Origin of the sequence: Paenibacillus macerans, assembly GCF_050565405.1 — a bacterium.
Taxonomy (GTDB): Bacteria; Bacillota; Bacilli; order Paenibacillales; family Paenibacillaceae; genus Fontibacillus; species Fontibacillus macerans_B.
Genome location: NZ_JBNYYG010000017.1, coordinates 78,194 through 103,085, shown reverse-complemented (window position 1 = coordinate 103,085; position 24,892 = coordinate 78,194). Strand labels below are relative to the sequence as shown.

The 24,892-nt window shown below is 54.0% G+C and carries 24 protein-coding genes and 1 pseudogene; 20 read left to right on the top strand and 5 right to left on the bottom strand.

Features of this window, described 5'->3' with window-relative positions; genetic code table 11:
* Window positions 1-224 precede the first annotated feature (224 nt).
* The 13 genes from sigI (at window position 225) to ACQ4N8_RS12865 (ending at window position 13,932) form a co-directional block, all read left to right on the top strand.
* Window positions 225-947: an RNA polymerase sigma-I factor gene (gene sigI, locus ACQ4N8_RS12925; protein WP_430704774.1), complete on the top strand. Its 723-nt coding sequence runs from the start codon at window positions 225-227 to the stop codon at window positions 945-947.
* Complete coding sequence (locus tag ACQ4N8_RS12920) at window positions 944-2,425, top strand: anti-sigma-I factor RsgI family protein (protein ID WP_430704773.1); 1,482 nt, start codon at window positions 944-946, stop codon at window positions 2,423-2,425. Before sigI ends, ACQ4N8_RS12920 begins: the two co-directional genes overlap by 4 nt.
* A gap of 170 nt (window positions 2,426-2,595) precedes the next feature.
* Window positions 2,596-3,576, top strand: coding sequence for an HD-GYP domain-containing protein (locus ACQ4N8_RS12915; RefSeq protein WP_430704772.1), 981 nt, complete (start codon window positions 2,596-2,598; stop codon window positions 3,574-3,576).
* An 86-nt stretch (window positions 3,577-3,662) separates the two neighbouring features.
* Window positions 3,663-4,361, top strand: a complete 699-nt coding sequence (locus ACQ4N8_RS12910) for a response regulator transcription factor (protein ID WP_430704771.1) — start codon at window positions 3,663-3,665, stop codon at window positions 4,359-4,361.
* Window positions 4,362-4,365: 4 nt separating this feature from the next.
* Window positions 4,366-5,832 carry a sensor histidine kinase gene (locus ACQ4N8_RS12905; RefSeq protein WP_430704770.1) on the top strand — a complete coding sequence of 489 codons (1,467 nt, stop codon included), beginning with the start codon at window positions 4,366-4,368 and terminating at the stop codon, window positions 5,830-5,832.
* Window positions 5,829-6,983: a WD40 repeat domain-containing protein gene (locus ACQ4N8_RS12900; protein WP_430704769.1), complete on the top strand. Its 1,155-nt coding sequence runs from the start codon at window positions 5,829-5,831 to the stop codon at window positions 6,981-6,983. Before ACQ4N8_RS12905 ends, ACQ4N8_RS12900 begins: the two co-directional genes overlap by 4 nt.
* A 187-nt stretch (window positions 6,984-7,170) precedes the next feature.
* On the top strand, window positions 7,171-8,565 hold the full coding sequence (locus ACQ4N8_RS12895) for an ABC transporter substrate-binding protein (RefSeq protein WP_430704768.1): 1,395 nt from the start codon (window positions 7,171-7,173) through the stop codon (window positions 8,563-8,565).
* Window positions 8,558-9,439, top strand: a complete 882-nt coding sequence (locus ACQ4N8_RS12890; protein ID WP_430704767.1) for a carbohydrate ABC transporter permease — start codon at window positions 8,558-8,560, stop codon at window positions 9,437-9,439. The genes ACQ4N8_RS12895 and ACQ4N8_RS12890 overlap by 8 nt, the downstream gene beginning before the upstream one ends.
* Before the next feature lie 13 nt (window positions 9,440-9,452).
* The gene (locus ACQ4N8_RS12885; protein WP_430704766.1) at window positions 9,453-10,331 is read left to right on the top strand and encodes a carbohydrate ABC transporter permease; all 879 of its coding nucleotides are present in this window, start codon (window positions 9,453-9,455) and stop codon (window positions 10,329-10,331) included.
* An 18-nt stretch (window positions 10,332-10,349) separates the two neighbouring features.
* A complete protein-coding gene (locus ACQ4N8_RS12880) occupies window positions 10,350-11,495 on the top strand; it encodes an efflux RND transporter periplasmic adaptor subunit (RefSeq protein ID WP_430704765.1) in 1,146 nt (381 codons plus the stop codon).
* A 37-nt stretch (window positions 11,496-11,532) separates the two neighbouring features.
* A complete protein-coding gene (locus ACQ4N8_RS12875; protein ID WP_430704764.1) occupies window positions 11,533-12,276 on the top strand; it encodes an N-acetylmuramoyl-L-alanine amidase family protein in 744 nt (247 codons plus the stop codon).
* An 84-nt stretch (window positions 12,277-12,360) separates the two neighbouring features.
* The gene (locus ACQ4N8_RS12870; protein WP_430704763.1) at window positions 12,361-12,849 is read left to right on the top strand and encodes a MarR family transcriptional regulator; all 489 of its coding nucleotides are present in this window, start codon (window positions 12,361-12,363) and stop codon (window positions 12,847-12,849) included.
* A gap of 57 nt (window positions 12,850-12,906) precedes the next feature.
* Window positions 12,907-13,932: a nitroreductase family protein gene (locus tag ACQ4N8_RS12865; RefSeq protein WP_430704762.1), complete on the top strand. Its 1,026-nt coding sequence runs from the start codon at window positions 12,907-12,909 to the stop codon at window positions 13,930-13,932.
* On the opposite strand, the pseudogene ACQ4N8_RS12860 reads toward ACQ4N8_RS12865, so the two are convergent.
* Window positions 13,933-14,363: pseudogene (locus ACQ4N8_RS12860) on the bottom strand (VOC family protein).
* Window positions 14,364-14,788: 425 nt separating this feature from the next.
* On the opposite strand from ACQ4N8_RS12860, the gene ACQ4N8_RS12855 reads away from it, so the two are divergent.
* The 7 genes from ACQ4N8_RS12855 to ACQ4N8_RS12825 all read left to right on the top strand — a co-directional run bounded on the left by ACQ4N8_RS12855 (window position 14,789) and on the right by ACQ4N8_RS12825 (window position 21,369).
* Window positions 14,789-15,652, top strand: coding sequence for a MurR/RpiR family transcriptional regulator (locus tag ACQ4N8_RS12855; protein ID WP_430704761.1), 864 nt, complete (start codon window positions 14,789-14,791; stop codon window positions 15,650-15,652).
* 198 nt (window positions 15,653-15,850) lie between these two features.
* Window positions 15,851-16,765 (top strand): N-acetylmuramic acid 6-phosphate etherase, encoded by a 915-nt coding sequence (gene murQ / locus ACQ4N8_RS12850; RefSeq protein WP_430704760.1) that lies wholly within the window; start codon window positions 15,851-15,853, stop codon window positions 16,763-16,765.
* A 27-nt stretch (window positions 16,766-16,792) separates the two neighbouring features.
* Window positions 16,793-18,247, top strand: a complete 1,455-nt coding sequence (locus tag ACQ4N8_RS12845) for an ABC transporter substrate-binding protein (RefSeq protein WP_430704759.1) — start codon at window positions 16,793-16,795, stop codon at window positions 18,245-18,247.
* A gap of 90 nt (window positions 18,248-18,337) precedes the next feature.
* Window positions 18,338-19,264, top strand: coding sequence for a carbohydrate ABC transporter permease (locus ACQ4N8_RS12840; protein ID WP_430704758.1), 927 nt, complete (start codon window positions 18,338-18,340; stop codon window positions 19,262-19,264).
* A 23-nt stretch (window positions 19,265-19,287) separates the two neighbouring features.
* A complete protein-coding gene (locus ACQ4N8_RS12835) occupies window positions 19,288-20,148 on the top strand; it encodes a carbohydrate ABC transporter permease (RefSeq protein WP_430704757.1) in 861 nt (286 codons plus the stop codon).
* A 96-nt stretch (window positions 20,149-20,244) separates the two neighbouring features.
* Window positions 20,245-20,436, top strand: a complete 192-nt coding sequence (locus ACQ4N8_RS12830) for an anhydro-N-acetylmuramic acid kinase (protein ID WP_430704756.1) — start codon at window positions 20,245-20,247, stop codon at window positions 20,434-20,436.
* 6 nt (window positions 20,437-20,442) lie between these two features.
* A complete protein-coding gene (locus ACQ4N8_RS12825) occupies window positions 20,443-21,369 on the top strand; it encodes an N-acetylglucosamine kinase (protein ID WP_430704755.1) in 927 nt (308 codons plus the stop codon).
* A gap of 87 nt (window positions 21,370-21,456) precedes the next feature.
* On the opposite strand, the gene ACQ4N8_RS12820 is transcribed toward ACQ4N8_RS12825, so the two are convergent.
* From ACQ4N8_RS12820 to ACQ4N8_RS12805, 4 genes are all read right to left on the bottom strand, one after another.
* Window positions 21,457-22,797 carry a peptidoglycan-binding domain-containing protein gene (locus ACQ4N8_RS12820; protein WP_430704754.1) on the bottom strand — a complete coding sequence of 447 codons (1,341 nt, stop codon included), beginning with the start codon at window positions 22,795-22,797 and terminating at the stop codon, window positions 21,457-21,459.
* A gap of 125 nt (window positions 22,798-22,922) precedes the next feature.
* Window positions 22,923-23,213 carry a DUF2871 family protein gene (locus ACQ4N8_RS12815; RefSeq protein ID WP_430704752.1) on the bottom strand — a complete coding sequence of 97 codons (291 nt, stop codon included), beginning with the start codon at window positions 23,211-23,213 and terminating at the stop codon, window positions 22,923-22,925.
* Window positions 23,159-23,323 (bottom strand): DUF2871 family protein, encoded by a 165-nt coding sequence (locus ACQ4N8_RS12810; RefSeq protein ID WP_430704751.1) that lies wholly within the window; start codon window positions 23,321-23,323, stop codon window positions 23,159-23,161. Before ACQ4N8_RS12810 ends, ACQ4N8_RS12815 begins: the two co-directional genes overlap by 55 nt.
* Window positions 23,324-23,437: 114 nt before the next feature.
* A complete protein-coding gene (locus ACQ4N8_RS12805) occupies window positions 23,438-24,751 on the bottom strand; it encodes a (Fe-S)-binding protein (protein ID WP_430704779.1) in 1,314 nt (437 codons plus the stop codon).
* Window positions 24,752-24,892: the final 141 nt, after the last annotated feature.

Below are 24,892 nucleotides of genomic sequence, written 5' to 3'. Positions count from 1 at the left end.
CCAAAAGGTTGCCGGCTTTATTGTCAAGCATGGATGATTAGAAATTCCATGGATTTCATGAATGCTTTAATGCAACGCTAGTGCTTAACGGCTGCTTTTTCTGGTCCAAAAGTCGGGTTTCCCCCGCCTTACTTCAAGATTTCGCTCATTTCAACGATAAAATGATAGAAGGACTACCCCCTTAAACGAATAAGATATTACGTAATAGGAAGTGATCCGCTGTGTTGGACAGACCGATAATCGAAATACTGCATCAGGCTCAAGCGGGGAACAAAGCCGAGCGGGACCGGCTGATCGACTTCTATCGACCTTTTATCATCCGAGCGGTATCCCATGTATGCAAGAGGCAGGTTAGCTGGAACCAGGATGAGGCAAGTATCGGGATGATTGCGTTAAACGAGGCGATTGACCGATATAATGAGACGTCTGGGAAGTCGTTTGACAATTTTGCTTACATGATCATTCGCCACCGGCTTGTCGATGAATTTCGCAGGCAGGGGAAATATGCGCAAATGGAAAGCGCCGTTTGGAACGGGGAACAGGAGGATTCTGCCCAAATCGCGCTGGAGGTTGCCAGTTCCCTGGAGTTATATGACCGGGAACAATCGGCCCAAGCGCTTGCCGAGGAGCTTCGGTTGTACGATGAGACGCTGCAGCAATACGGCGTTGCCCTGGAAGAGTTGGAAGCATGCTCGCCCAAGCATCGCGACACGAGAAGCCAACTGATTCGGATGGCCCAAACGTTCGGTGAACATCCGCAATGGCTGTCCACGTTGAAATCGACCAAAAGACTGCCGGCCAAAGAAATGTTGTCCGTATTCAAGGTCAGCTCCAAAACCTTGGAACGCAACCGAAAATATTTGATCGCGTTAATTCTGATTTATGCTTGCAGCGAGTTTAAGCGTATTAAAAATACTGTCTCTTTTGCGGAGAGGGAAGGGGAATGAGGATGTACGGAACGGTCATGAAAATTACGGAAAAAAGTATCGTAGTCCTCTGTGAAGACGGAACATTCCGCAATCTCCCCAGGCCATCGGTTCTGCCGGGGCTAGGCGATAAAATCCCGGTGACAGTGACCGAAAGGCCAACCGGCGCGAGAAAACGAAGTTTCAAAGCGGCGAGGATTGCCTGGCCTGCAGCCGCGTCCATACTGCTGTTGCTCGGCATCGTTATTTTGCTGAATTTCATGCCGCGATCTACGGGGCCGCTTACGGTGGTTGCGATCGATATCAATCCGAGCATTGAGCTCGGGGTTGCTTCAACCGGAAAGGTTGAGGAAGTGAAGCTGGTCAACGATGACGCCAAGTCGTTCGTCACGAAACGACAGCTTGAGGGAAAAACGTTCGATGAGGCCGTCGGCCAAATCATCATTGAAGCGGAGAAGCAGGGGTTTTTAGAGGCGGGAACGGCCAAAACCTGGATTTGGATGACCCTCGTTCCGCCGGAGAATAACGACAATCCCGCTTTTGCGATAGACCGATCCTCGATCGCGATCAAGGATAGCTATAAGCTGGAGCTGTTCACGGCGACCCCCGAACAGGTCAAAAAGGCGGCCGAGGCCGATTTATCCATCAACAAATATTTGGTGTATGAGCAGGCCGAAGCGCAAGGCGTTCAGCTCGACATTGCGGAGCTGCGCACTCATTCCATCGTCTCGGTGCTTCAAGCCGCGGGCATCGCGCCAAATGTTCTTATAAAAAACAATGCCGGGGCTGCAGACACGAGCTTCGGGGATTATCCCGCAGGCAACCGTCCGACTGCCGATCCGGCGCACCTGCAGGATCCCGTTATGGACCTGTCCAACGTCAATGAGCAGGATGCGAATAAGAGTATGACGGACGATCATCAGCGATCGACTCCGCAGGCAACCGTCCCGCCTGGGGAAGGGGTTAAGAATAAACCGAGTGTACAGGCTAAGAATCCAAACCTGCAGGCATCGAGTCAGGATTCCAAGCCTACCGGCTCCCCCGGTTCTCCTGCCGAAACGCGAATCAAACGCGATCAAGGGATTGCAGATGAGAAGCAGGAGAAATCATTGGAGGACAACACTCTGGTCAACGATACGCTTCAAAGCTCTGCGAAGCAAGACCCGGCCAAGATGACCGGGAACCATGGACAAGAAAGCGAAAGCGGGTTAACCCCGGCGGAGAGCGAACAGCAAAAAAGTAAAGGCAACGAGAAGAAGAGCGAACCGTCTGTTGATTCACCTCAAGATAAGGCGGCCCGGGAAACGAATGAGGAGGATGTCTTCGAGCCGCCAGCACCACCGGTGGCCGAACAACAACACGAACCCCCGGGACAAACGGATCTTTCCCGGGATGAGGTCAGGCCGCAGGCGGCCCCTCCCGATACCTCTTCCCCCTCCCGACCTTCTTCCGCGGACCAGGCGGCTCCGGGGAACAGCGCAGGGAAAGGAAAACCATAGTGCCCCCCCATAAGTTTCATCATGAAAAGGCGCAGAAGACCTGGCTGAACGTCATAGGTTTATGTGCCTTTTTTTTGGCGTGGCCCCCCACAAATCGATATATTCTATTCGTATTAGGTAATAAGTCGCGAAATAACTTATTTGCGAATACATCAAAGGGGGAAGCACAGATGAGATTAATCCCGATCACCGACTACAACGAACAGACCATGCAGCTGGCAAAGGCCGTTTACGACGGCCGAGGACGCGTGCTGCTGGCGGCTAACCACACAATCCATTCCCGCTTTCTGGAACGTTTCAGGCAAATGGGAATCTCCCATATCGTCGTCGAGGATACCGTATCGAAAGGCATCACATTGGAAGAGATGCTGGATATTCCTACCTGGCTGGAATTAATCGAGCACGTCAAAACGGCCTACGACGCAGCCGCCGGGAACAAGCCTTTTCCCATAAAATCATTGATGCAAGGGGCAGGGAGCTTGGTTGATGAAGTAAAGCGGCGGCCGATCGCCATCTCCGTGCCGGTTACGGCCGTCGTCGCGGAGCTTCACTCCTTTGCCCATGCGGTGAATGTCGCTTTGATCGCCTTACAGATCGCGAAATCTTTATCCTATAACGACCTTCAATTGCGGGATCTGGCAATAGGCTGCCTGCTGCATGATATCGGCAAAGGAATCAGTTTGGAACGGAAGACGCATCCGGAAACCGGTTTTCAATACTTGCGCACAATTCGCGAGATCAGCTTGCTATCGGCCCATGTCGCTTACCAGCACCATGAGCGATATAACGGAACCGGAGCTCCGCGGGGGATAGCCGGATCGGAAATTCATGAATATGCCCAAATTTGCGGCCTGGCCAACTTCTATGAGAATCTGGCTTCCGTGCTGAGGATTCCTCCGCATGAAGCCGTGGAAGCGGTAATGGCTCAGCTTGGGAGCGGTTATGCCGAACGGATCGTCCAGGCATTCGTCCAAGGGGTGGCACCGTATCCGCCCGGATCCAAGGTTGTCCTGAGCAATGGAGAGCTTGCCATCATTACCCGGATCGATTCCCATATGCAGCGGCCGGTCGTACGTTACCTAACCACGGGACAGGAAGTATCGTTAGCAGAATACCCCACCTTGATGATCACGGAGCTTGTGGTTTGCTGAAATTCGATGAGTGTTAGCAGCCAGAAACTTTCCACTTTGCCTTTGGACGGGTACAATAGGTTCGAGACGTACTTTGGAGGGCATTCATGGAGAAAACGAAAATTCTCATCATCGACGACGAAGAGGCGATTGCCGATCTGCTCGCTTACGGGCTGTATAAGGAAGGCTTCGACATCCGCACGGCGGGAACCGGGGCGGACGGTCTTGAAATGATGAAAACGTTCCGGCCCGATCTGCTGCTGCTGGACTGGATGCTGCCGGATCAAAGCGGGCTGGACATTTGCAAAAAAGTGACGGCAGCCTATAACATTCCCATCTTGATGATCACGGCGAAATCCGACATCACCGACAAGATCCTCGGTTTGGAATTCGGCGCCGACGACTATATTACGAAGCCGTTTGATTTGCGCGAGGTACTCGCCCGGATCCGCACGATCCTCCGCCGGGTCCAGCCGGCAGGCCACGGGCTTGAGGAATCCCGCGAGGAAGAGCGAATCCGCATCAGAAACATCGAGGTGATCGAAAGCGAACGGTTTGTCCGCAAGGACGGGGCCCCCGTCGATTTAACGCCGAAGGAATACGATCTACTGCTGCGGCTGTATCATAACCGGGGTAAAATCTATACGCGCGCCGAGCTGTTGGACCTCGTTTGGGGCTACGATTTTGCCGGGGATACGCGCACGGTGGATACCCATATCCAGCGGCTGCGCAAAAAGCTGGACGCCGGCGATCTGATCACGACCGTGTTCGGGATTGGCTACAAATTCGAAAAGCAGGTGGATTAGGGAAATGATCCGCACCATTCGGGGCAAGTTTCTCGTCGGTTTTTTTCTCATTTTCGCCCTATCCTTCCTGCTGCTTAACCAAACTGTCGCTCACATCATCCAAACCAGCAACCAGAAGATTATCACCGATGATCTGATCGGCTTGAAAAATAACAGCAACGTCTATGTGCGCCAGGCTTTCCTGATCAATCACTTTACGAACGACGACCTTTACTTCGGACAAATGGCCGAGGAGATGGTCACGGACCTTAATCGGGCTTCCAGCGAGGTGAGCGCCTACACGGTGGACGGCGTGCTGCTGTACTCCACCTCCGGAGAGGCTTTTGCCGGCGCCTCCGACGATGATTTGAAGCAGGCGATTGCGGGAAAAACCGCATACACGATCTCCTATGAAGAGGGGACGGCTGCCGTTCGCTATTCATATCCGGTCGTGATCGACGGAACCAAAGTGGGAATTCTGCGGTTCGCCAAAGACTTCACCCTGCTGTACGAGCAGACCGGCACGATTTTGAATACGATCACCTATCTGGCGCTGGCGATTTTCGCGGCGGCATTCCTGTTTTCGTATATCCTGTCCCGCAACATTACCATTCCACTGGTCAAGCTTAGCAAAGCTTCCAACGAAGTGATGAACGGGAATCTCGACGTCCACATCGACATCAAACGGACGCGGCGGGACGAAATCGGCCGGTTGGCTGCCAACTTCAACGAAATGATCGGTCAAATCAAGCAGCAAATCGCCCGAATCGAACGCGACCGCGATCGCCTCGAGCATTTGAACCGGCAGCGGAAGAACTTCTTCGACAATGTGACCCATGAGTTAAAAACGCCGTTGACATCCATTCTCGGCTACGCGGAAATCATCCGGCAGCAGGGCGAATCGGATCCGGCCTTTTTCGACAAAGGGATGAACCACGTTGTTCAGGAAAGCGAGCGCCTGCACGCGCTGGTGATGAGGCTGCTGGAGTTATCGCGGGAGACCGCCGGCCAGGAGGAGTTCAGTCGCGTCGAAACGGGACGGATCTTGCGTGATGTATGCGAGGCGCTGACGTTTAAGGCCAAACGCTACCAAAAGACGATTCGCTGCCATATCGCGGAAGAGCTCCATGTATACGCCCAAGGAGACCGGATCCGGCAATTGTTCATCAATTTACTGGATAATGCGGTCAAATATAGCGACGTCCATTCGGAGATCAAAGCCGAAGCCGTGCGTGCCGGGGAGACGGCTCGATTCGTCATTGCAAACCGCGGGGAGACGATTTCACGGGAGCATCTGACGGAAATTTTCGAGCCGTATTATGTGCCGGACCGCCAAGGCGCCAAGGAAGCGGGCAGCGTCGGTCTGGGGCTTGGCATCGCCAAATCGATCGTCGATGATCACGGAGGCAGCATCCGCATGACTAGCGAGAACGAAACAACCACCGTCGTGGTGGACCTGCCTTACATGAAAGCGGAGAGGGAGCGGCCATGAGCAAAAAAATAACGTTCCTGTTGGCTTCGGTCGTGCTGGCCGGCTTCTTGCTGTCCGGATGCATGAGGGATCAGCGCACCCAAACCATCATCATTCCCGACACGGAGGAAGATCGCGAGCAAAGCCAAACCAACGGGCCGTTCGAGGTCAAAACGATATTCCGGCTTCCGGGGGAAGTATGGAGAGGCGGCAGCGTTTTGGGCTGGTACGGACCGGACAAGCTGTTAAGGCTTGCTCAGGACTCCGGGGTTTCCGGGCAAACCCTGGAGAGCCTTGCTGCTCCTTTCGAGTCCGGGAAGAAGCTGTATCAGCTTGACAAGAAGACCGCCATCATGGGCTTGTCCCCGGATGGACGTTATGCCGTATCCTACGGGACGGGAAGCGACGGGCCCTTCTCGTTAAAGTTGATCTCGATCGCCGACCGATCGGAGAAAGTCGTCGACAAGTCCACTTCAAGAGAATTCCTTTCCAAATGGTTCATGTGGTCCGATAATAGCCGCTATCTCTCTTATTTAACTTCCGACGAAAGCATGAAAAGTGTTACCGTTAACGTATACGATTCGGATAGCGGGGAGCTTCGGCACTATGCTATGCCGGGAGGAAGCAAAGAGAATTTTAATGCTGCCGTCAAGTTCTCGGATGACGGAAAAACCGCCCTGATCGTCAACGGTTATTCGGATCGATCCGAATTAACCATCGGGATATGGGAAGGCGATAAGTTTAGCGCTCTTTATCAACATGAGCTTGCCGGCGGGACCCTTGTGGCCTGGATAAATAGCGATCAGGCGGCATTTATCGGCCGGGACGGCGCGCTGTATACGTATGATCCCCGAAACGATGCGGTCGCCGTATTGCTGGAACGCGCGGATGACTTTCAGCTGTCCCCCGATCGGAAATTCATCGCTTATACGAAGGATAAAGATACGATTTATGCCGGGAAGCTGCAGGGGAATAACATTTTGAACCCCAAATCCCTATATCAAGGCGTGATTCCCTGGCAAATGGCGTGGAGCCCGGACAACGGCAAGCTGCTGGTTCAAGGGCAAAAATCTTATACGATTTTGCCGAGCGAGCAAGAGTCAAAAGTGACCGAAATCAAGCCCGGGCCGGTTGGAAATGACTACATGCCTTTTGTTATCGAGTTTAAATAAATTCATATTTTAAACAAGCATCTTGAGGATAACGGAGCTTACTTTCGTAAGGCAGCCGTTTTTCGCAGGATGCTTTTTGTTTTGGAGACATTTTGTTTACAACTCGGCCAAACCTTGATGACATCTCTCCTTTACATTAAAGGGGCCGGTATTTAATCCGATATCGGCCGAAAGGAGGCTTGCGATTATGAAGAAAAAAATATCGCTTGTTTTAGCGAACTGTCTCATGTTATTCACGGTAGCCGCTTGCAGCGGAGGCGGAGGAGGTTCGCAATCCGGTGCATCCGGGACGAATGCGGCCGATTCGAACAAGGCAAAGACGGGAGATAACGCGCCTCAGGATAGCGGCGGCGGGTCCGGAACAGGCGGCAAAAAGACCATCGTGTTCCAAATGTTTTTCCCCGACGAGCGTTTTCAGGAAGCGAAAAAGAAATATGAAGCGCTGCACCCGGACGTCGAGATCAAGCTGGAGGATGTCCAGACCGACGATGCGCATTTGGAAGCGGAGATGGAGAAGTTTCAGACCGGCGTAAGCACCGCGATACTGGCAGGCAAAGGCCCCGATCTCATCCAGCTCGATGACTTGCCGGTGGAAAGTTATGTACGCAACGGGTTGCTTGTCAATCTCGAGACGCTGATGAGTCAGGACGCCTCTTTCAACAAGGACGATTACTTCACCAACATTCTCGAGAACGCCAAAACCGGCGGCGGGATTTATAAAATGCCGCTGTCTTTCTTCCTGTTAGGTCTTTCGGCGAACAAGGAGGCCATCGCACAGTCGGGCGTACAGATTGACGATCAAACGTGGTCGTGGAACGATTTTGCCGAAATCTCCAAAAAACTGGTAAGCAGCGCTTATCCGAACATCATCTACGCAGAGCCGCAAGATATGCTGAATTGGATGGTATCCGACAATGCTTCCTTGTTTATGGATGAGGCCAAGGGCGAGGCATATTTTGATTCCGCCTCCTTCACGGGACTGATGCAGCAGGTCAAAACGATGTCCGAAGACGGCATTATTGGAACGGACGGCAACCCCTTCTTTTTCCCCGTCCAAATCAACTCCCCCGGGGATTATTTCAAAGCGCTTGACGGCGGGGGACGCGGTTTGGATATGAAGCTTATCGTTAAGCCGCATGCGCAGGATATCGGCGTCGGAGGTTATTTTCAGGTATACCGCGGCGTCGGCATCAGCGCGAATTCGAAGGTGAAAGAGCAGGCCTGGGATTTCATCAAGTTCATGATGTCAGATCAAGTCTCGGCTTCCCCGATTCATGCCGGTTTTCCGATTAACAAAAAGCTGTATGACCAGGAAGTCGCCCAGTTGAAAAAGGACGGGACGGTGCCGACCGAAAAAGAGGGGCCGCATCATGGCGTACCCGTTAAGGTCAACGAGGAAGAGCTTGACGGACTGAAGAAGTATCTGACCGGAGCGATCCATCCGGTACCCAGAAACACCAAATCCACGAAGATTAACGAAATGATCCGCGAAGAGTCCAGGGCTTTCTTTAGCGGGCAAAAATCGGCGGAGGAGGTCGCGAAGCTGATTCAGAACAAAGTCACGACCTTTCTCAATGAATAAGCACCGTTCAGCCCTGCGGCTGCGCGGAGACGGCGCGGCGGCGCTGTTGTTTTTGGCGCCAAGCGCGATCGGCTTTTCGCTTTTTTACCTGATCCCTTTTGCTTTCGGCATTTATGAATCGTTTACGGACCGCGCGGTCGGCGGCAAATTCGTCGGGTTTGAAAACTACAAGGAACTGCTCTCCAGCGGTTCCTTCCGGAAAGCGGCGGTGAATACGCTGCTGTTTACGGGGGTCAGCGTTCCGGTCCTGATTGCGATATCGTTGACGCTTGCGCTACTGCTGAATCAACGGCTCTTTTTCCGCCATGGGCTGCAGACCGCGTTTATTTTGCCGCTTGTTGTCCCGGTCGCCTCGGTGGTGACGGTTTGGCAAATTTTTTTCGACTGGAACGGGACCCTGAACGCTTGGCTGCACTACTTTCACATCGGGAGAGTCGATTGGCTCCAGTCGGACGGGGCGATGGCGGTGATCGCCGTGATGTATCTCTGGAAAAACATCGGCTACGACATGATTTTATTTCTGGCCGCCCTGCAATCCATTCCGAAGGATTATTACGAGACGGCACGGATTGAAGGAGCGGGCCCCGTCCGCCAATTTCTCCAAATCACGCTGGTTTACCTGACGCCTGCGATGTTTTTCGTCGTTCTGATTTCGATCATCAACTCGTTTAAAGTTTTTCGCGAAACGTACCTGCTTGCCGGCGGTTATCCCTATGACCGGATTTACATGCTGCAGCATTACATGAACAACATGTTCGCTTCGCTGGATATCCAGAAGATGACGGCAGCGGCAACGCTGATGGTCGCCTGCATCGTCGTCCTGGTCACGGTTCTCCTGTCCGTAGAGCGCCGGTTTCGGGATGTCATGGAGTAAAGGGGGGCTTGTCATGAAAATATCGCAGTGGTTTCCCAAACTCGCTTTAACGGCGGCGATCGGCGGGTTTGCCGTTATCATGGCGGTTCCGCTGGTCCTGACCTTCACGAATTCGCTGATGACGGAACGGGAAATCGGATTGAATTACGACCTCATCGGACAGATGACGGATGTGGCGGCGGGAGGCAAGGACAGCTTCGTGAACCTGAAGCTTCTTCCCGACTGGCTGAGTTTGGGGCAATACCGGCAGGTATTGATCATGAATTCCCAATTCCTGCGGATGTTTTGGAATTCGACCGGCATGGTGGTTCCGATCGTAGCCGGCCAGACGCTCGTCGCCTCGCTGGCGGCCTATGTGTTTGCGAAGCTTCGCTTTCGCGGCAGGGACAAGCTGTTTCTGATTTATGTAATGACGATGCTGATGCCGTTTCAAGTGACGTTAGTCCCGAACTATTTGGTAGTGGACGAGCTTGGGCTGATGAATACGGAAGCGGCGATTGTTCTGCCGGGCATCTTCGGCGCGTTTGGGGTATTTATGCTGCGCCAGTTCATGGCCCACATCCCGAACGCTTATGCCGAAGCGGCGAAAATGGATGGGGCGGGACAGTGGACGATTTTTGCCCGCGTCGTGCTGCCGCTCGTTAAACCGGGGCTCGCCGCACTGACGGTGCTCTTGTTCGTGGATTACTGGAACATGATCGAGCAGCCGCTGATTTTCCTCCAGGATGCGTTCAAGCAGCCGTTGTCGCTGTATCTGGCGCACATTGCGGCGGAGGCGCGAGGGATTGGCTTTGCCGCGTCGGTGTTGTACATGACGCCGATGGTGCTGTTGTTTTTGTACGCGGAGTCTTATTTTATCGAAGGGGTTCAGCTATCGGGCATTAAAGGCTAGAGGACGGAGTGATACGCATTGGATACGCAAGGGAATGAAGAGCGGCGGCATAGCGCCCGGCAACGCAAAATCAGGTTGCTTGCCGGGTTGTTTATCGGCTCGCTGCTGGTATTTACACTGTTGGGCAACACGCTGCAGGGCTTGACGCTGCCCAAAGTGCTTATTGCCGAAGCGAGTCCGGGCGAGTTGGTCCATTCTTATGAAGGTACGGCTATGCTGCAGTATGAAGCCGAGCGGGCTTTACCGAATCCGGCGGGATGGAAGGTCGCCAGGGTGCTGGTTCAGGAAGGGGACAAGGTTCGAAAGGGAGATACGCTGGTCGAGTATGATCCCGGCGAAGCGCAGCAGCAATTGGTCGACATGAAAGCGAGCCTCGAGAAGCTTAAGCTGTCGCTTGGCGGACTGGAGGCAGCTTATAAGCAAGCGGCGCAGGATGGGGATGAAGCGGCGAAGCAAAACGCCAAAGCCGCGATCGAGACCGCGAATATCGATATATCCGCGCAGGGGCAGCATTTGGCGGCCTTGCAGCAAAGTCTGGAGGAAAACCGACGGCTGAAGGCACCGTTCGACGGGATCGTTATCGAGGTAGCGGCGGAGGAAGGGCTGGCTTCCGCCGGCGAGCCGGATATCCGCATGTCCAATGCCACCAAAGGCTTTCGCATGGAACTGCAAATTCCAAACGATGTCGGGGATTTGCTGCGGATCGGCGACGAGTTGGATGTCCTGCTGCCGGACCGGGATAACCTTTCGGTTGCGGGCAAGATTTCCGGCCTGAAAGCGGGAACGGGCGGCGGCGCGTCCGGCAGCGGGACGAACGGTACGGCCGGGGACGCTGCTCCTGGGCAGCTATTGACGGTTTCGCTGCAAGGGGAAGATCTGCGCAGCGGGGAAAAAGCGCGGATCACGGTGGAGAAGTCGGGAAACGCGGGGACGCTGCTGATTCCGAACGCGGCGGTCCGGGAGGATGATGCCGGAGCTTTCGTCTATACGGTCGAGTCCAGGGAAGGCCCGCTCGGAAATGCGCACTACGTCGTTCGGACCGAGGTCGACGTCGCCGGCAGCAACGGGCACGCGACCTCGGTGGTCGGCGGGTTGTTCGAAGGGCAGCAGATCATCGTCGACAGCACGGATCCGATCATCGAAGGAAGCCGCGTGCGTTATTGAGAGGGAGAAGAGGAGAAATCGAGGGGAGACCAACGAAATGGGGAGAATGGCTAAAATACTTTATTTCATCGCGGTAATTATCATCGTGTTAGGTTTGCTGTCCTTCGGCGGCGTTTTTTCGATCGGCGGCGAGCGAACCGGCGCTGGCAACGGGAGCAGTCTTTTGTCCTCTGCGCCACCGTCGGCCGGGGAGGAAACCGTCGTCCCGGGCAAGACGGAAGGGGCGTACCGGATCGTCATCGATCCCGGCCACGGAGGAAAGGATCCGGGGGCGAACAGCGTCAGCGGCATGGAGGAGAAGGGCTTTACGCTTTCGCTGGCGCTGAAGGTCTATGATTTGCTGCGGCAGGAGCCGATGTTCGAGCCGTATTTGACGCGAACCGACGATCGATTCATCAAATTGGAGGACCGCTCGAGGTTCGCCAACGAGATGCAGGCTGACGCATTGATTTCGCTCCACGGCAATACGTTTGAGGGGCCGGAGGAGGTGTCCGGCACGGAAACGTATTATTTCGCCGAGGGGGATGGCAGCAGCGGGCTGGCGCAGGACATTCATCAGCATTTGATCGACGCTTTGGGTTTCGAGGACCGAGGTGTTCGTCAAGAGGACTGGAAGGTGCTGCGAACGAGCGAAGTACCGGCGGTTTTGGCGGAGGTCGGCTTTTTGACGAATCCCGGCAACGAAGCCGTGTTGTTAAGCGAGGCGGGGCAGGAAAAAGCCGCCCAGGCGATGGTGGACGCGTTGAAGCAGTATTTTTCCACGGGGAGTCAAGGCCACTGAAATCGGCGGCCGTCATTTGACCGAGTATTTCGTTTATGATATTTTAGTTTATAAGTAAACGATATGGAGAGTGACGCGAGGGGAATGGATTCTTCCGATAGTATCAAGTCGTTGATTTACGGGCAGGTTCTGCATTATTCCCATTTATATGAACAAATGCTGGATCTGGAGCTCATGGAACTAAAGGCGTGGGGGGAGGCCAGGGAACTGCCGGGTTTACCGGGCAATTTATCGACCATCCACGTCCTGGCTTGCATCGGCGATCACGAACCGATCAACCATTCAGGGGTTGCGGAAAAAATGAATTTATCGAAAGCGAGTATTACGAAGATCAGCACGAAGCTGTTGACGCACGGATATATCGAGCGAATCCAGCTTAACGATAACCGCAAGGAAGTGTATTACCGGCTTACGGCCCAGGGCAACAAGCTGTACAAGCTGCATGAAGCTCTGCATCAAGAGGAAGAACAGCGATTCATGCGGTTTTTGAACGACTATTCCGATAGCGAGCTGCAGACGATTTTGCGGTTTTTTCAAGCGATGGCGAAACAGATAGACGAGTGGAAAACGTAAATTTTTTTACGATTATAGTTTACTGGTAAACAAATTATAGGCGAGAGGGGGATAATGATGGATTTTTCCCAAACGATCCGAGAGCGCAGAACGATCCGGAAATTCAACGCTTCGCCGGTATCTCAGGAACTGGTCGTGGCTCTCTTAAACGAGGCGGCGGAATTATATGAATCCGAAGGAACGCCGCGTTGGCGTTGCATCTACGCCGGTACGCCGGAGTCGCGTGAGCGGCTCGCGGGTTTTATGCTGGGCAGGATGAAGGAAAGCAAATTGGGGAAGCTGATTCCATCCAAAATGATCGATCTCTACGTCAAAAGGGTGGTAGACATTCCGGCGCATCTTATCGTCGTAGCGGAAGCCGCTACCGACCGGCGCCAAAGCGATGAAAATTACGCCGCCGCCAGCAGCGTCATGCAGACGTTGCAGCTGCTGTCCTGGGAGCGGGGATTGGGCGTGCTATGGGATACGGAACCGGTCGTTCAAAGCGAGTCGTTGTTTGCTGGAATCGGTTTGCGGGAAGGGGATCGATTCGTCGGTGTTTTGCACATGGGTTACTTTGATAAAGCTCCGAAAGGAAGGAGAAGAACGCCGGCGGAACGGAAATGGACCGCGATTAGCGGCAGCGTTCAGCCGTCCGGACCGCATGCTGCCGTTTCGATTTCTGAGCATGACGTTCTGGAGGTGCTTAACGATGCGGTCTGGGCGCCGAATGACGGGATGAGGGAACCGTGGCGATTTATTTTCGTGACCGGCGGGGGGGCGACCGGATATCCCGGAGCGACTATCCCGGGAAATGCACCGGCGTATCTCCTCGTCGTGGCGAAGGAAGAGTCGGATCCGCACAAGCGTGAGGAGGATTACGCGGCGGTGTGCTGCCTGATCCAAAACTTTGAGCTGTTGGTCAAGTCCAAACCTTGGGGCGTGCGCCGGACCAGACCCGAATGGATTTACGATCCGCAGCCGTGTCGGCTTTATGGCGTTGAACCGGGGGAGCGGATCGTGGCGGTGCTGGAACTGGGAGGCGAGGAAGCCCATCCGACAACGAAAAAAGCCGCTCCCTGCGAGATCCGGTTCGAACTTTAATTACCTGCCGTTTCTCCCGTCGTCGTAACTGAGCTGCCACTCGATGCCGTATCGGTCCGTAACGTTGCCGTAGCAGGGGCTCCAGAACGTTTCCTGCAGCTCCATGCGGACCGAGCCGCCTTCCTTCAGCCGTTCGAAAGCGGAAGAGATTTCATCGCGGTTTTTGCTGACGAGCGCCAAACTGATATTGGTGCCGACGGTATAGGGCGAACCCGGGAACACGTCGGAGAACATCAGGCTGCTGCCGCTGACCTGAAGATTGGCATGCATGACCGGTCTTTCGCTTCTTCGGGAAGCGTATGACTCGGCTCGGCGGAATGCGCTTCGCCAAAGGTCATGATCTGCGGCTGCTCTACGCCAAACGCTTTGGCATAAAACTCGACCGCTTCGCGGCAGTTGCCGTTAAAATACAGATAAGCTTCAACAGGCATAGGGATTCACTCCTCCTAGGGGATATTTGATTGCCCATCCCCCATCATTGCCACAACAGGCCTCATCGAAACCTATTCGACAGGGACACGCCAATCCTACCAATCCATACTTAAATTTCTTTGCGTTATCCAGTCATCCATCCAAAAATGGATATAAATAACTTCGGCCGTTTGATCCGGAAATTTATTTGGTTTTTACGCGTATTTGCCCGATCCGTCGCTATTTTGGCGCATTTATAACTAAAGTCGGTAATAATATTTAGAATTAAAATTCATAAAGATGAAATAGCTTTAAAATATATCTTCAATTTTAAGGTCTGCCATTTCCAGAAATTTAACCTAATTCGCTTGTTTTTTGGGATGCTAACGCTTAATATATGATTGCGAGTCTAGTAGTTAAAACCATAGTGAGTAGGTAATGAACCATGGCGATCAATGATAATATTCTAATCAAAATCAGGGATATGAAGGAGAACCTGACGCCGGTCGAGCGTATGGTGGCGGAGTATATACTGGCCAATATGGAAGAGATTCCTCATCTGTCGATCAAGAGTTTGGCCAAGCTCAGCAAGACGAGCGACGCCTCTGTCCTCCGGTTCTGCAAGACGATGGGGTATGGAGGCTACCGCAGCTTTATCGTCAGCATCTCCGCCGCGCTGGGCTCAATGGATGACGAGCGGAAGGATCAGTACACCGATATCCAACCCGGCGACGACCTGACGACGATTATAGCCAACATTTCGCGCAACAATATGAAATCCATCGAAGATACGTTAAGCGTACTGGACCGCGGCGAGGTCGCCCGGGCCGTCAAAGCGCTGCGGGCTTCGGGCCGCATCGTGTTTTTCGGGATCGGCGCATCCGGACTAGTATGCCGGGACGGGGAGCAGAAATTCTCGCGGATCAATAAGATGAGCCACGCCTATACCGACGGCCATAGCCAACTGACGGCCGCGACGCTGCTAGGCAAGGGAGACGTGGCGATTTTCGTCTCCAATTCCGGCGATACGGTAGAGATACTGGAAGCTCTCGATATTGCCAAGAAGAACCACGCCATGACGATTGCGATCACGAAATACAATAAGAGCGAACTCGCCGACAAAGCGGATATCCTGCTCGGGATATCGACGCCGGAAATTACGATGCGCAGCGGAGCCATGGGATCGCGAATCGCCATGCTAACGGTGATCGATATGTTGTTTGCCGGCGTAGCCAGCGCGGAATACCAGAACGTGAAGAAGTATTTGTCCAAAACGCATAGCATTTTGGCTGGCAAGCACAAAAAATAAACGCAAATCCTGCGAAAAGAGACAACGGAGAAACCTGGACGTTGTCTTTTTTTGTAGAAAAAAAGGAGTAAAAATTCAAAAATATATTTCACTATAAAATTTTATTTCAAATTCTATTGACGTTGTTGAGCTGACCCCCTTAATATTAGACTCAAGAAACGGGTGTCATCAGATCATCAGTGAGGAGAATGAAACGCCATGGAAGAGTATTTTGCAGGACTGACGACGGAGGCCATGAACCGGAACACGCAAATGATTGATGAGTGCACGACCGAAGAAATGCTGCATCTGCTCAATCAGGAGGATGCCAAGGTTCCCGCCTCCGTAGCTGCGGAAATTCCCCAGATCACCAAGGCGGTTGATATTCTACATCATCTGCTGAAAAGCGGTGGGAGAATGTTTTATATAGGGGCGGGCACTTCGGGACGTTTAGGTGTCCTGGACGCTTCCGAATGTCCGCCTACCTTCGGCGTCGATCCGATGCTGGTGCAGGGTCACATCGCCGGTGGAGATATCGCGTTAAGAGTGGCAGTAGAAGGTTTTGAGGATAACGCAGAGGAGGGGGTTGCACTCATTGAACGGATCGGAGTGACGGACAAGGACGCCGTAATCGGCATTTCCGCCAGCGGCAGCGCCAGCTTCGTCATCGCCGGACTTACCAAAGCCGCCGAAATCGGGGCAACGACCATCGGCATCGTGAACAACAAGCATTCGAAGCTGGAGGGAATTTGCGATATTTGCATCGCCCCCGTGGTCGGGCCGGAAGCGATTGCCGGGTCGACCCGGCTCAAGGCAGGGACGGCGCAGAAGCTGGTGCTTAACATGCTCACGACCTGCACGATGGTGAAGCTGGGCAAGACATACAACAACCTGATGGTCGATTTGAAAGCCAGCAACAAGAAGTTATATGACCGTTCCATTCGCATCATAAAAATCGCCACCGGCGTAGACAGCGAGACCGCGGCCGAGGTTCTGGAGAAAGCGGCGCTCAACTGCAAGCTGGCCATTCTGATGATCAAAACCGGAATGGACGCCGGGCAAGCCGAATGCTTACTGAGCGAATGCGAGGGCAATCTGAAGCTCGCGATCCGCAAGCAAAACGAAGTCTTCTAGCACGATAATCCAGGGGGAGGATTTTCTATGAGAAAAAGGCATGTACTGGCATCCGTATTGGCTTTAACCATGTCCATCACCGTTTTAACGGCATGCGGCACCGGCAACAATTCCGCAAACGGCGGCAACGCCCCGGCCTCGAACGATTCGGCGGGGTCGTCGAATACGAAGACGGAAGCGAAAGATACGATTACCGCGTTGCTTCCGCCGGTATCCGGCAATTTTCAAAGCCATTTCGCGCAGATGGAACAAGACTTCAATGCCCTTTATCCCCATTTGACCTTGAAAATCGAACCGGCCAGCTGGGAAGACATGACGCAAAAGCTTGATACGCAAGTCAATGCCGGCAGTCCTCCGGACATCGCCTTCATCGGATCGGACGGGATCTCCAAATACGTACAGCAGGGCATGCTGATGGATATCACGGATACCGTCACGCCGGACATGATCGGGGACTATGATCCGGCTCCGCTCGAATACATGAAAAAGGCCGAAGGACTTTACGGATTCCCCGCCTACATGGAAGTCCATGCGCTCGGCGGCAACAAGCAGTTCCTGGAGGAAGCGGGCATCGATTGGAAGAGCGTACAGCAAAACGGCTGGACGTACGAAGAGTTCCGCGAAGCGATCAAAAAAGGCGTCGTCAAGGAAGGCGAAGCGACAAAACGATACGGTTTCGTGTTTGCGACCTCCGGCGTGACGGCCAAGGACTATTTGAACATTCTGATCAAAAATGCGGGAATGCCGGCGGCGTTCACGAAGGATTTGAAATTCGCCTATACGAGCAAAAATTACCTGGAAGTGCTGAAAGCGGTGCGCCAGCTCATCGACGACGGCTCCATGCCAAAGGAACTGAGCTCGGTCGATGCCGGCAAACGCTGGAACATGTTCCTGACCGGTCAAACGATGATTACCGGGAAAGGCTTGGCCACCTTCGAAAATTCGGCCAACCAAAACAACGAGAAGCTCAAAGCGAACGACGGCAGCGCGGTGGCGGGCAGCATCCCGGTGGAATACATCGTGCTTCCGGTGCCGGCGTTCCTGGGTCAAGCGCCGATCTCCAGCACGGTCGTGGACGGTTACGTAACCTTCCGCGGCAAAAAGGAACCAACCGCCGAGCATAAAGCGAACGTGGTTAAGGCCGCTTACTTCCTGGCCAGCGGCAAAGTGGCGGCCACGACGAACAACGACCTGTTTGCGGCCCATATCACGAAGAGCGCCAGAGAAGCTGCCAAAGACATGACGGTGAACCGGAATCCGGACAACGTCGCCGCCGTGGAAACGCTGCTGTCGCACGCCAACCCGGCGCGTCCGGACATCCCGGTGGAGTTGGGCGCGCAGGCGATCAAGCTGGAGGACGAGGTGATCATCCCGAAACTGCAGGCCTTGCTGGCGGATGAAATCACGCCGGAGGACATGTATGAGGCGGTGAAAAGCGAAGCGATCAAGCTGTTCGGCGAAGACGGCGTGGTGATCGACTAAACTACGTGGCTTCGGGTAGCCGGGCGGAGATACTGCGGCTATCCGAGCCGTATTTTCCTACTACTTGAGCGAAAAAGGAGTTTGGACGCTATGGCCCAGTTGGCAAAAACGCAGGCGGCAAAGACGGCGAAGAAGACGCGGAAGATCCGGCTCACCGGAGACGCCTCCTGGGCTTATGCTTTTATCGCCGTGGCGCTGGTCGTCTATGCGGTGTTTACGGCATACCCGGTCGTCAGTGCTTTGATCATCAGTTTCCAGGAGTATAAACCGCTGGGCTCCAGCTATGTGGGGTTGGATAATTACGCGAACACCTTCGCGGACTCCCTGTTTTGGAAATCGATCAAAAATACGGTCGTGTACACGCTGCTCACCGTTCCCGTGTCGCTTCTCCTGTCCTTCGCGGTAGCGATCATGATCCTTCCGCTGCGAAAAGGGCTGCAAACGGCTTTCAAGGCGATCTATTATTTGCCGGCGGTGGCCTCCGGCGTGGCGCTTTCGGTCGTTTGGCTATGGATCTTCGACCCGATGACGAGCGGAATCCTGAACCAGCTGCTCGGCCTGTTCGGCATCGGCAACCGGAATTGGCTGGGTTCCAGCGCGACGGCGATGTGTTCGCTTGTGCTGATGGCCTGGCTGTCCAGTCACGGCACCAGCATCATCATTTATTTGGCGGCGCTGCTCGGGATCGACAACAGCTATTATGAGGCCGCGGAGCTGGACGGCGCGTCGTTCTTCCAGAAACTGCGGCATATCGTCGTCCCTTGCCTCAAGCCGACGACGTTGTTTCTGCTCGTCACCGGAGTCATCGGATCGTTCCAGGTGTTCCAGAACGCCTATCTGATGACCGGCGGGGGGCCGGATAACGCGACCACGATGGTGGGGCTGCTCATTTTCAACAATGCGTTCAAATATTTCGAATTCGGCGAAGCGGCTGCGCAATCCCTGGTCCTTACGGTGATCATTGCCGGCATCTCGCTGATCCAATTCAAATTTATGGGTAGCGACGTTGAATATTAGCGCGAAAGAGGAGGAATGAACCGATGGCATTGTACAGCACCCACGCGGGCCGCAAGCCCGTCAAATCTATCCGGAACGCAGGGCTCATGATCGTTCTTCTGCTTTTCGCGCTCGCCACGATTTTCCCCATTTATTTCATGATCATCTCCTCCTTCGGGGACCCGGTGGAAGCGGGGGCGCTCAGCTACTCCCTATGGCCGGGCAAATTCTCGCTCGACTCCTACCGTTTTTTCTTCGATTACAGTGAGCATTCCTACCGCTGGCTGCTCAACTCGCTGGTCGTGGCTGCAAGCGTCATGGCCTTTAACGTGATCTTTGCTGCCCTGGCGGGTTATGCCTTCTCCAAAATCCGCTTTCGCGGCAGAACGGTGCTGTTTTCGATTCTGTTGTGCGCGATGATGATTCCTTACCAGGTGACTCAGGTGCCGCTGTACATTTTGATCGTCAACGTTTTTCAAATTGAAAATACGTACAGTGCCTTGATCCTGCCCGGGCTTGTCACGGTGTACAATATTTTTCTCGCCAAGCAGTTCATGACGTCGATTCCGACCGAGATCCTCGAATGCGCCAAGGTGGAGGGCTGCAACCCGTTCCAAATCTTCACCAAAGTGGTCGTGCCGCTGTCGAAAACGGTCATGGCGGTGATGGCGATCCTCACCTTCATGGATAGCTGGAACACGTTCTTCTGGCCGTTTCTCGTCACGAACACGATGGATATGCAGACGATCCAGGTCGGACTGAAGAACTTCCGCTTCGCCAACACGACGTATTTTGCGCCGATGATGGCGGGAGCGACCATTTCGGCCCTACCGATGTTCGTATTGTTCTTCAGCCTGCAGAAGTATTTCCTGGAAGGCGTGACCGTGGGAGCGGTGAAGGGGTAATAAAGGAGGGAGAGGACATGAGGGGTGCGGACTTTTCGGGCGGAGACACGCAATATGCGGTTGGTCTGATGTCCGGCACCTCCGTCGACGGCATCGATGAGCGTAGCGGTGCTGACGCAGGAGGAGATCGGGCACAGCAGCGACGCCAAGGAGGCGGTTGCGTTTGTGCTGCTCGCCGGCTATGCGTTGGCCGGGTTGCCGAACAATCTGCCGGGCGTGACCGGGGCGTTCCAGCCGGCGGTGATGGGGAAGATCAGTTATAGTTATTCGCCTCTGCAAAGGATGTGACTTGGGATGGGATTTGTGGCAGGGATCGATGGCGGCGGCACCAAGACGACCGTAACCGTAGCCGAGCGGAGCGGGAAGGCGGTCGATACGTTCACGGCCGGAGCCCTGAATTGGAACGGTCAGGATGAAGCCTCGTTCGGGCGGAGCCTGCGGGAACTCCTGACGGTGATGGCGGGAGTCATGGGCGGCTTGGAGCATTGCGAGCATATTTGCCTCGGCGCAGCCGGGGTCAGCAACCCGGAGGCGGAGGAGCGGCTTGCCGCTTGCATCAGGGAACACGGGTATGCCGGCGGGCTGACGATTACCGGGGATCACGAGATCGCGCTGCGCGGCGCGATCGACCGCCCGGCCGGGATCATTCTGATCGCCGGCACCGGTTCGATTTGCTACGGACGAAACGCGGACGGCCTGACGCATCGGACGGGGGGGTGCGGCCACCTGATCGATGACGAGGGCAGCGGCTATGACATCGGCCGCCGGCTGCTCGGCGCGGTCGTCCGGGCTGCGGACGGGCGGATCGCCCCCACCGCGATCACGGAGCTGGTCTATGCGCAGCTGCAGCTTGGCTCGGTGCGGCAACTCATCGGGTTCGTGCACGACAAGCGCACGAACAAGCAGGACATTGCCGCACTGGCCCCGTTGTTGTCGCAAGCCTGCGGCCTTGGCGACGAAACGGCGCTGGCGATCGCGCGGCGTTGCGCGATCGCCCTGGTGGAGCTGGCCGCTCCCGTGGCCGAACGACTCGCCCTCGAGGAGGGCGAGCTGGCGATGGCGGGGAGCGTGCTGCTCCACAGCGGGCAGGTGCAGGCAGTCTTCCGGGAGGCGCTGAACCAGTGCTTCCCGGCGCTCGCCTGCACGCTGCCGAAGCATGACGCGGCCTATGGCGCGGTCATGCTGGCGCTGCGCGAGCGGGGCGCGCAGCAGGAGGGATGACGCCGTGCCGCAGGCCGGCGCCGGCAGCGAAAACGGCGGTTTCCGTTCGGAGTGAACGGTAAACCGCCGTTTTGATTTAGAGGGCAATTAGTACATGAAGGCCCTCCTATATCTCGAATCAGGTTCATGCATCCTTGTTACGTCCATATATGCAAGTGATAAATTATACCATGTTGCTTCATCGACTATCCCTATATTTTTCTTGTTTTTTTTGACTTTAGTTTGATACGCAATAACTGCTTCACGGGTTTTTTCATCAAATTCTCCAGTTACATCAACGGGAGATATTTCTTTCGTAAACTTTTTTTCACGGATTACTTTCAAAAATTCTTGCAAAGTTTTGACACTTGCGTCTACCATCCCCAATTGCAATGGATATCCGGGATATGATTTAGGAATGCCTTCGACAATTTCAGCTGTTACGATTTCAAATTCTATGCCTTGTTTATCGTAATAATACTTCAGCAACTCTTCATAATTAAAGTTGGGCTTAGATAATGATAATTTATTCATCGCTATTTGCGGAATGCCCCGATTTTTACAATAGCCTCCACTTCCTGCGCAATACTGTGCTAATAGAGGTTGCTTCTTACTGGTTATCTTTATATACTTTCTGAAATGTTCGTCCACTACCTCGTCAATCTCCTGAAATATATTTCCCCCTGCCGGGTAGTGTTGGTCCATGTTCACCGAATTTGTAATTGTAAAGTCATATCCTTTATTCTTATAAAACTCCGTATAAACCCTGTTCAAAGCAAATGAATTTACTAATAACAAATTAGCAATAGCGGCTTGTTTAGTTAGTTTCGGAATTCCTCCAAACTCTTGGGTCGATACAAGTTTCAGGTATTTCTTATAGCTTTCTTTTAATATTTTCTTGGCGTTGATAGGCTTTACGGGAGGATTTGGATTTACATAACCTAAATATATGCGAATTTCGGTAGGAACAAATGGTTCTGTTTCAAAAGACCATATCCAATAAGGATTATACGGATCAGGAATATTTAACGGGTCTTGATAAATAGTTTCATTATCGGGTTCAACGATACTATTGTCGGGTATCTCAATAACGTCGTTCCGTGTTTCATCCATACTTTTGATCTGGTTGATTTGGATAAGTTCATCTTGGTTAATCGTTACTTTGTCGCTCCATAGTTGCACGCCTGACTTTATATATTCTTGTGGCTGTTCGTATCTTCCTTCAATAAGCGGTACTTGTACAACTAAATCATATTTTTTATAGGGTTCGGCTGAATAACGATCGTTTCTTGAACTTAACTCAATATTGTTAACTTGACCTATGTCATTGGTTATGACGGTTTTATAAACCTTTTCCCTATTGTTGTGTTCGGTAATTAATACCTTTGCCCCTTTTACTGGATCAGTTTGATTACGATCGTTGATGGAAATATTTAAATAACCCACCATTTACTCACATCCCGTAAAGTGTTTTCTAACACATTACGCAGGACTTTGTATATAGGTGCTTGACTATTATTGGATGCCGGGCCTATGGTCAGACTGTCGTTGGAAGCGCCCGGCACCTCCGCAAGCTATCTCACCCGTCTGCCCAGCAACACGAGCAGCCACACGATGCCCGCTCCAAGGATCATATGGCCCAGTCCGGCGATATAGGGGAGCGCGCTGAGGTCGTTACCGTCGACCTGAAGCATGCCTCGAGCAGCCATCGTGCCCACCGTTACCAGCAGCCCCAGGTTATACACCGCATACCAGGCACCAAACGATTTGGCTTCATGCACGTCGAACAGTTTGCCTAAACACAACACGATCAAGAAGAACAAAAAGCCCAACGCCAAAAGATGCGTATGCAGTGCGCCAAGCACCGTTTCGCCGGTAAATCCGTTGTGCTTGGCTTGGTCACCTCGCGATAGAAGATCCCCGCCAGCAAACCGAGCAGGGCATAGAAAAAAGAAGTATAATAAAGCTTTTTCATGAATCTGCCTCCTATTTATTCACGGCATTAATTAACTGTCCAAATTATACCATGCCAATGCAGCCGGTTATGCGACTAAATATTACAGATTAAGGAAAGGTAAACCAGGCCCCTTTACAGGGCCCGGTCGAGCAAATCCATGATGTGTACGGCTTCCATTCGGTCTTCGAGGCCGGCGCGGAGGATGCCCTGCTTCATTTGCAGCAGGCAGCCGGGATTGGAGGTGACGATCAGGTGGGCATGGGTTTCCCGCACCTGAACCATTTTGTCGTCCAGGATCCGCATCGACATCTCGAACTGGGTGAGGTTGTAGGTGCCGGCGGAACCGCAGCAGCTGTCAGGCTGCCGCATTTCCAGGAGCTCAAGCCCGGGGATCCGGCGCAGCAGCTGCCGGGGCTGGGTACGCACGCCCTGGCCGTGCGCAAGGTGGCAGGAATCCTGATAGGTTACTTTGACCGGCAGCGGCTTGCGAAAATCAAGCGGAGGAAGCTCGGCGAGAATTTCGTTGGCATCGCGGTTCCTGGCGGCGAAGCGCCGGGCGCGTTCCTCCCACTCGGGATCGCCCTCGAACCAGTGGCCGTACTCTTTCAATGCCGCACCGCAGCCGCCGGCATTGTTGACGACAAAATCGACGCCGGCCCGTTCGAATGCCGCGATGTTGCGTTTGGCAAGCTCCTTCGCGCCTTCCATCTCCCCGGAATGGGCATGCATCGCCCCGCAGCAACCTTGCTCTTCGATAAACACGACGTCGCAGCCGGCTTTCGTCAACAGTCGCGCCGTCGCTTGGTTCGTTTCGAAGAACATCACGTCCATGATGCAGCCGGTGAACAAACCGACGGTGTAACGCGTTTCGCCAGCAGCCTTCATCAACCGCTGCCGTCCTTTGCGCTCCCGGGGCGATGCGACGGTGCCAACGCTTTTTTGCATTTCGGCCATGGGACGCGGCAGCAGGCGGATCAACCCCGTCCGGTTAGCGAAAGTTTGCAGCCCCAGCGCCTGCGCCCCCCACAGCAAACGCCCCAGGCGCTTAACACGTTTGGGGTACGGGAATATGTGCTTGAATACCAGATCTCGCACGGCGGAAGGCTTCTTCGCCGTTTTTTTCGTTTCCTGCACGACGTCGCGGGCCGTTTCCAGCAAACCGCCATAGGGGACGCCGGCCGGACAGGCCGTCTCGCAAGCCCGGCAGCCGAGGCAGGCGTCCATATGCTGCTCGAATTCCCCGTTTACCGTCAAGTGGCCCATGGCCACGCCTTTCATCAGCGCGATCCGCCCCCGCGGGCTGTACGTTTCCAAGCCGGTCTGCACATAAGTGGGACAGGTCGGCAAACAGAAACCGCAGTGCATGCAGTTCATGATTTCATCCATATTAAAACGGCGCAGCAGCCCGTTTTCGCCGGGAACCCCCGATTCGGGAAAAGCATGCATGGCCACGCTGGCGCCCCGATCTTTTGAACTGCCTGCCCCGGCGGGATTCAGCCCGCGGTTGGAGGGGATCTTACCCGTGTCTGTGCCCTTGTCAGTCGCGGCTGCGCCATCGCCGATGGCGGTGCACGGAGCCGGTCTCAA

Coding starts and splice junctions, on each gene's coding strand:
- ACQ4N8_RS12920 (WP_430704773.1), top strand. CDS start 944: ATGAGGATGTACGGAACGGTCATGAAAATTACGGAAAAAAGTATCGTA.
- ACQ4N8_RS12915 (WP_430704772.1), top strand. CDS start 2,596: ATGAGATTAATCCCGATCACCGACTACAACGAACAGACCATGCAGCTG.
- ACQ4N8_RS12910 (WP_430704771.1), top strand. CDS start 3,663: ATGGAGAAAACGAAAATTCTCATCATCGACGACGAAGAGGCGATTGCC.
- ACQ4N8_RS12905 (WP_430704770.1), top strand. CDS start 4,366: ATGATCCGCACCATTCGGGGCAAGTTTCTCGTCGGTTTTTTTCTCATT.
- ACQ4N8_RS12900 (WP_430704769.1), top strand. CDS start 5,829: ATGAGCAAAAAAATAACGTTCCTGTTGGCTTCGGTCGTGCTGGCCGGC.
- ACQ4N8_RS12895 (WP_430704768.1), top strand. CDS start 7,171: ATGAAGAAAAAAATATCGCTTGTTTTAGCGAACTGTCTCATGTTATTC.
- ACQ4N8_RS12890 (WP_430704767.1), top strand. CDS start 8,558: ATGAATAAGCACCGTTCAGCCCTGCGGCTGCGCGGAGACGGCGCGGCG.
- ACQ4N8_RS12885 (WP_430704766.1), top strand. CDS start 9,453: ATGAAAATATCGCAGTGGTTTCCCAAACTCGCTTTAACGGCGGCGATC.
- ACQ4N8_RS12875 (WP_430704764.1), top strand. CDS start 11,533: ATGGGGAGAATGGCTAAAATACTTTATTTCATCGCGGTAATTATCATC.
- ACQ4N8_RS12870 (WP_430704763.1), top strand. CDS start 12,361: ATGGATTCTTCCGATAGTATCAAGTCGTTGATTTACGGGCAGGTTCTG.
- ACQ4N8_RS12865 (WP_430704762.1), top strand. CDS start 12,907: ATGGATTTTTCCCAAACGATCCGAGAGCGCAGAACGATCCGGAAATTC.
- ACQ4N8_RS12855 (WP_430704761.1), top strand. CDS start 14,789: ATGGCGATCAATGATAATATTCTAATCAAAATCAGGGATATGAAGGAG.
- murQ (WP_430704760.1), top strand. CDS start 15,851: ATGGAAGAGTATTTTGCAGGACTGACGACGGAGGCCATGAACCGGAAC.
- ACQ4N8_RS12845 (WP_430704759.1), top strand. CDS start 16,793: ATGAGAAAAAGGCATGTACTGGCATCCGTATTGGCTTTAACCATGTCC.
- ACQ4N8_RS12840 (WP_430704758.1), top strand. CDS start 18,338: ATGGCCCAGTTGGCAAAAACGCAGGCGGCAAAGACGGCGAAGAAGACG.
- ACQ4N8_RS12835 (WP_430704757.1), top strand. CDS start 19,288: ATGGCATTGTACAGCACCCACGCGGGCCGCAAGCCCGTCAAATCTATC.
- ACQ4N8_RS12830 (WP_430704756.1), top strand. CDS start 20,245: ATGAGCGTAGCGGTGCTGACGCAGGAGGAGATCGGGCACAGCAGCGAC.
- ACQ4N8_RS12825 (WP_430704755.1), top strand. CDS start 20,443: ATGGGATTTGTGGCAGGGATCGATGGCGGCGGCACCAAGACGACCGTA.
- ACQ4N8_RS12820 (WP_430704754.1), bottom strand. CDS start 22,797: ATGGTGGGTTATTTAAATATTTCCATCAACGATCGTAATCAAACTGAT.
- ACQ4N8_RS12810 (WP_430704751.1), bottom strand. CDS start 23,323: ATGAAAAAGCTTTATTATACTTCTTTTTTCTATGCCCTGCTCGGTTTG.
- ACQ4N8_RS12805 (WP_430704779.1), bottom strand. CDS start 24,751: ATGCATGCTTTTCCCGAATCGGGGGTTCCCGGCGAAAACGGGCTGCTG.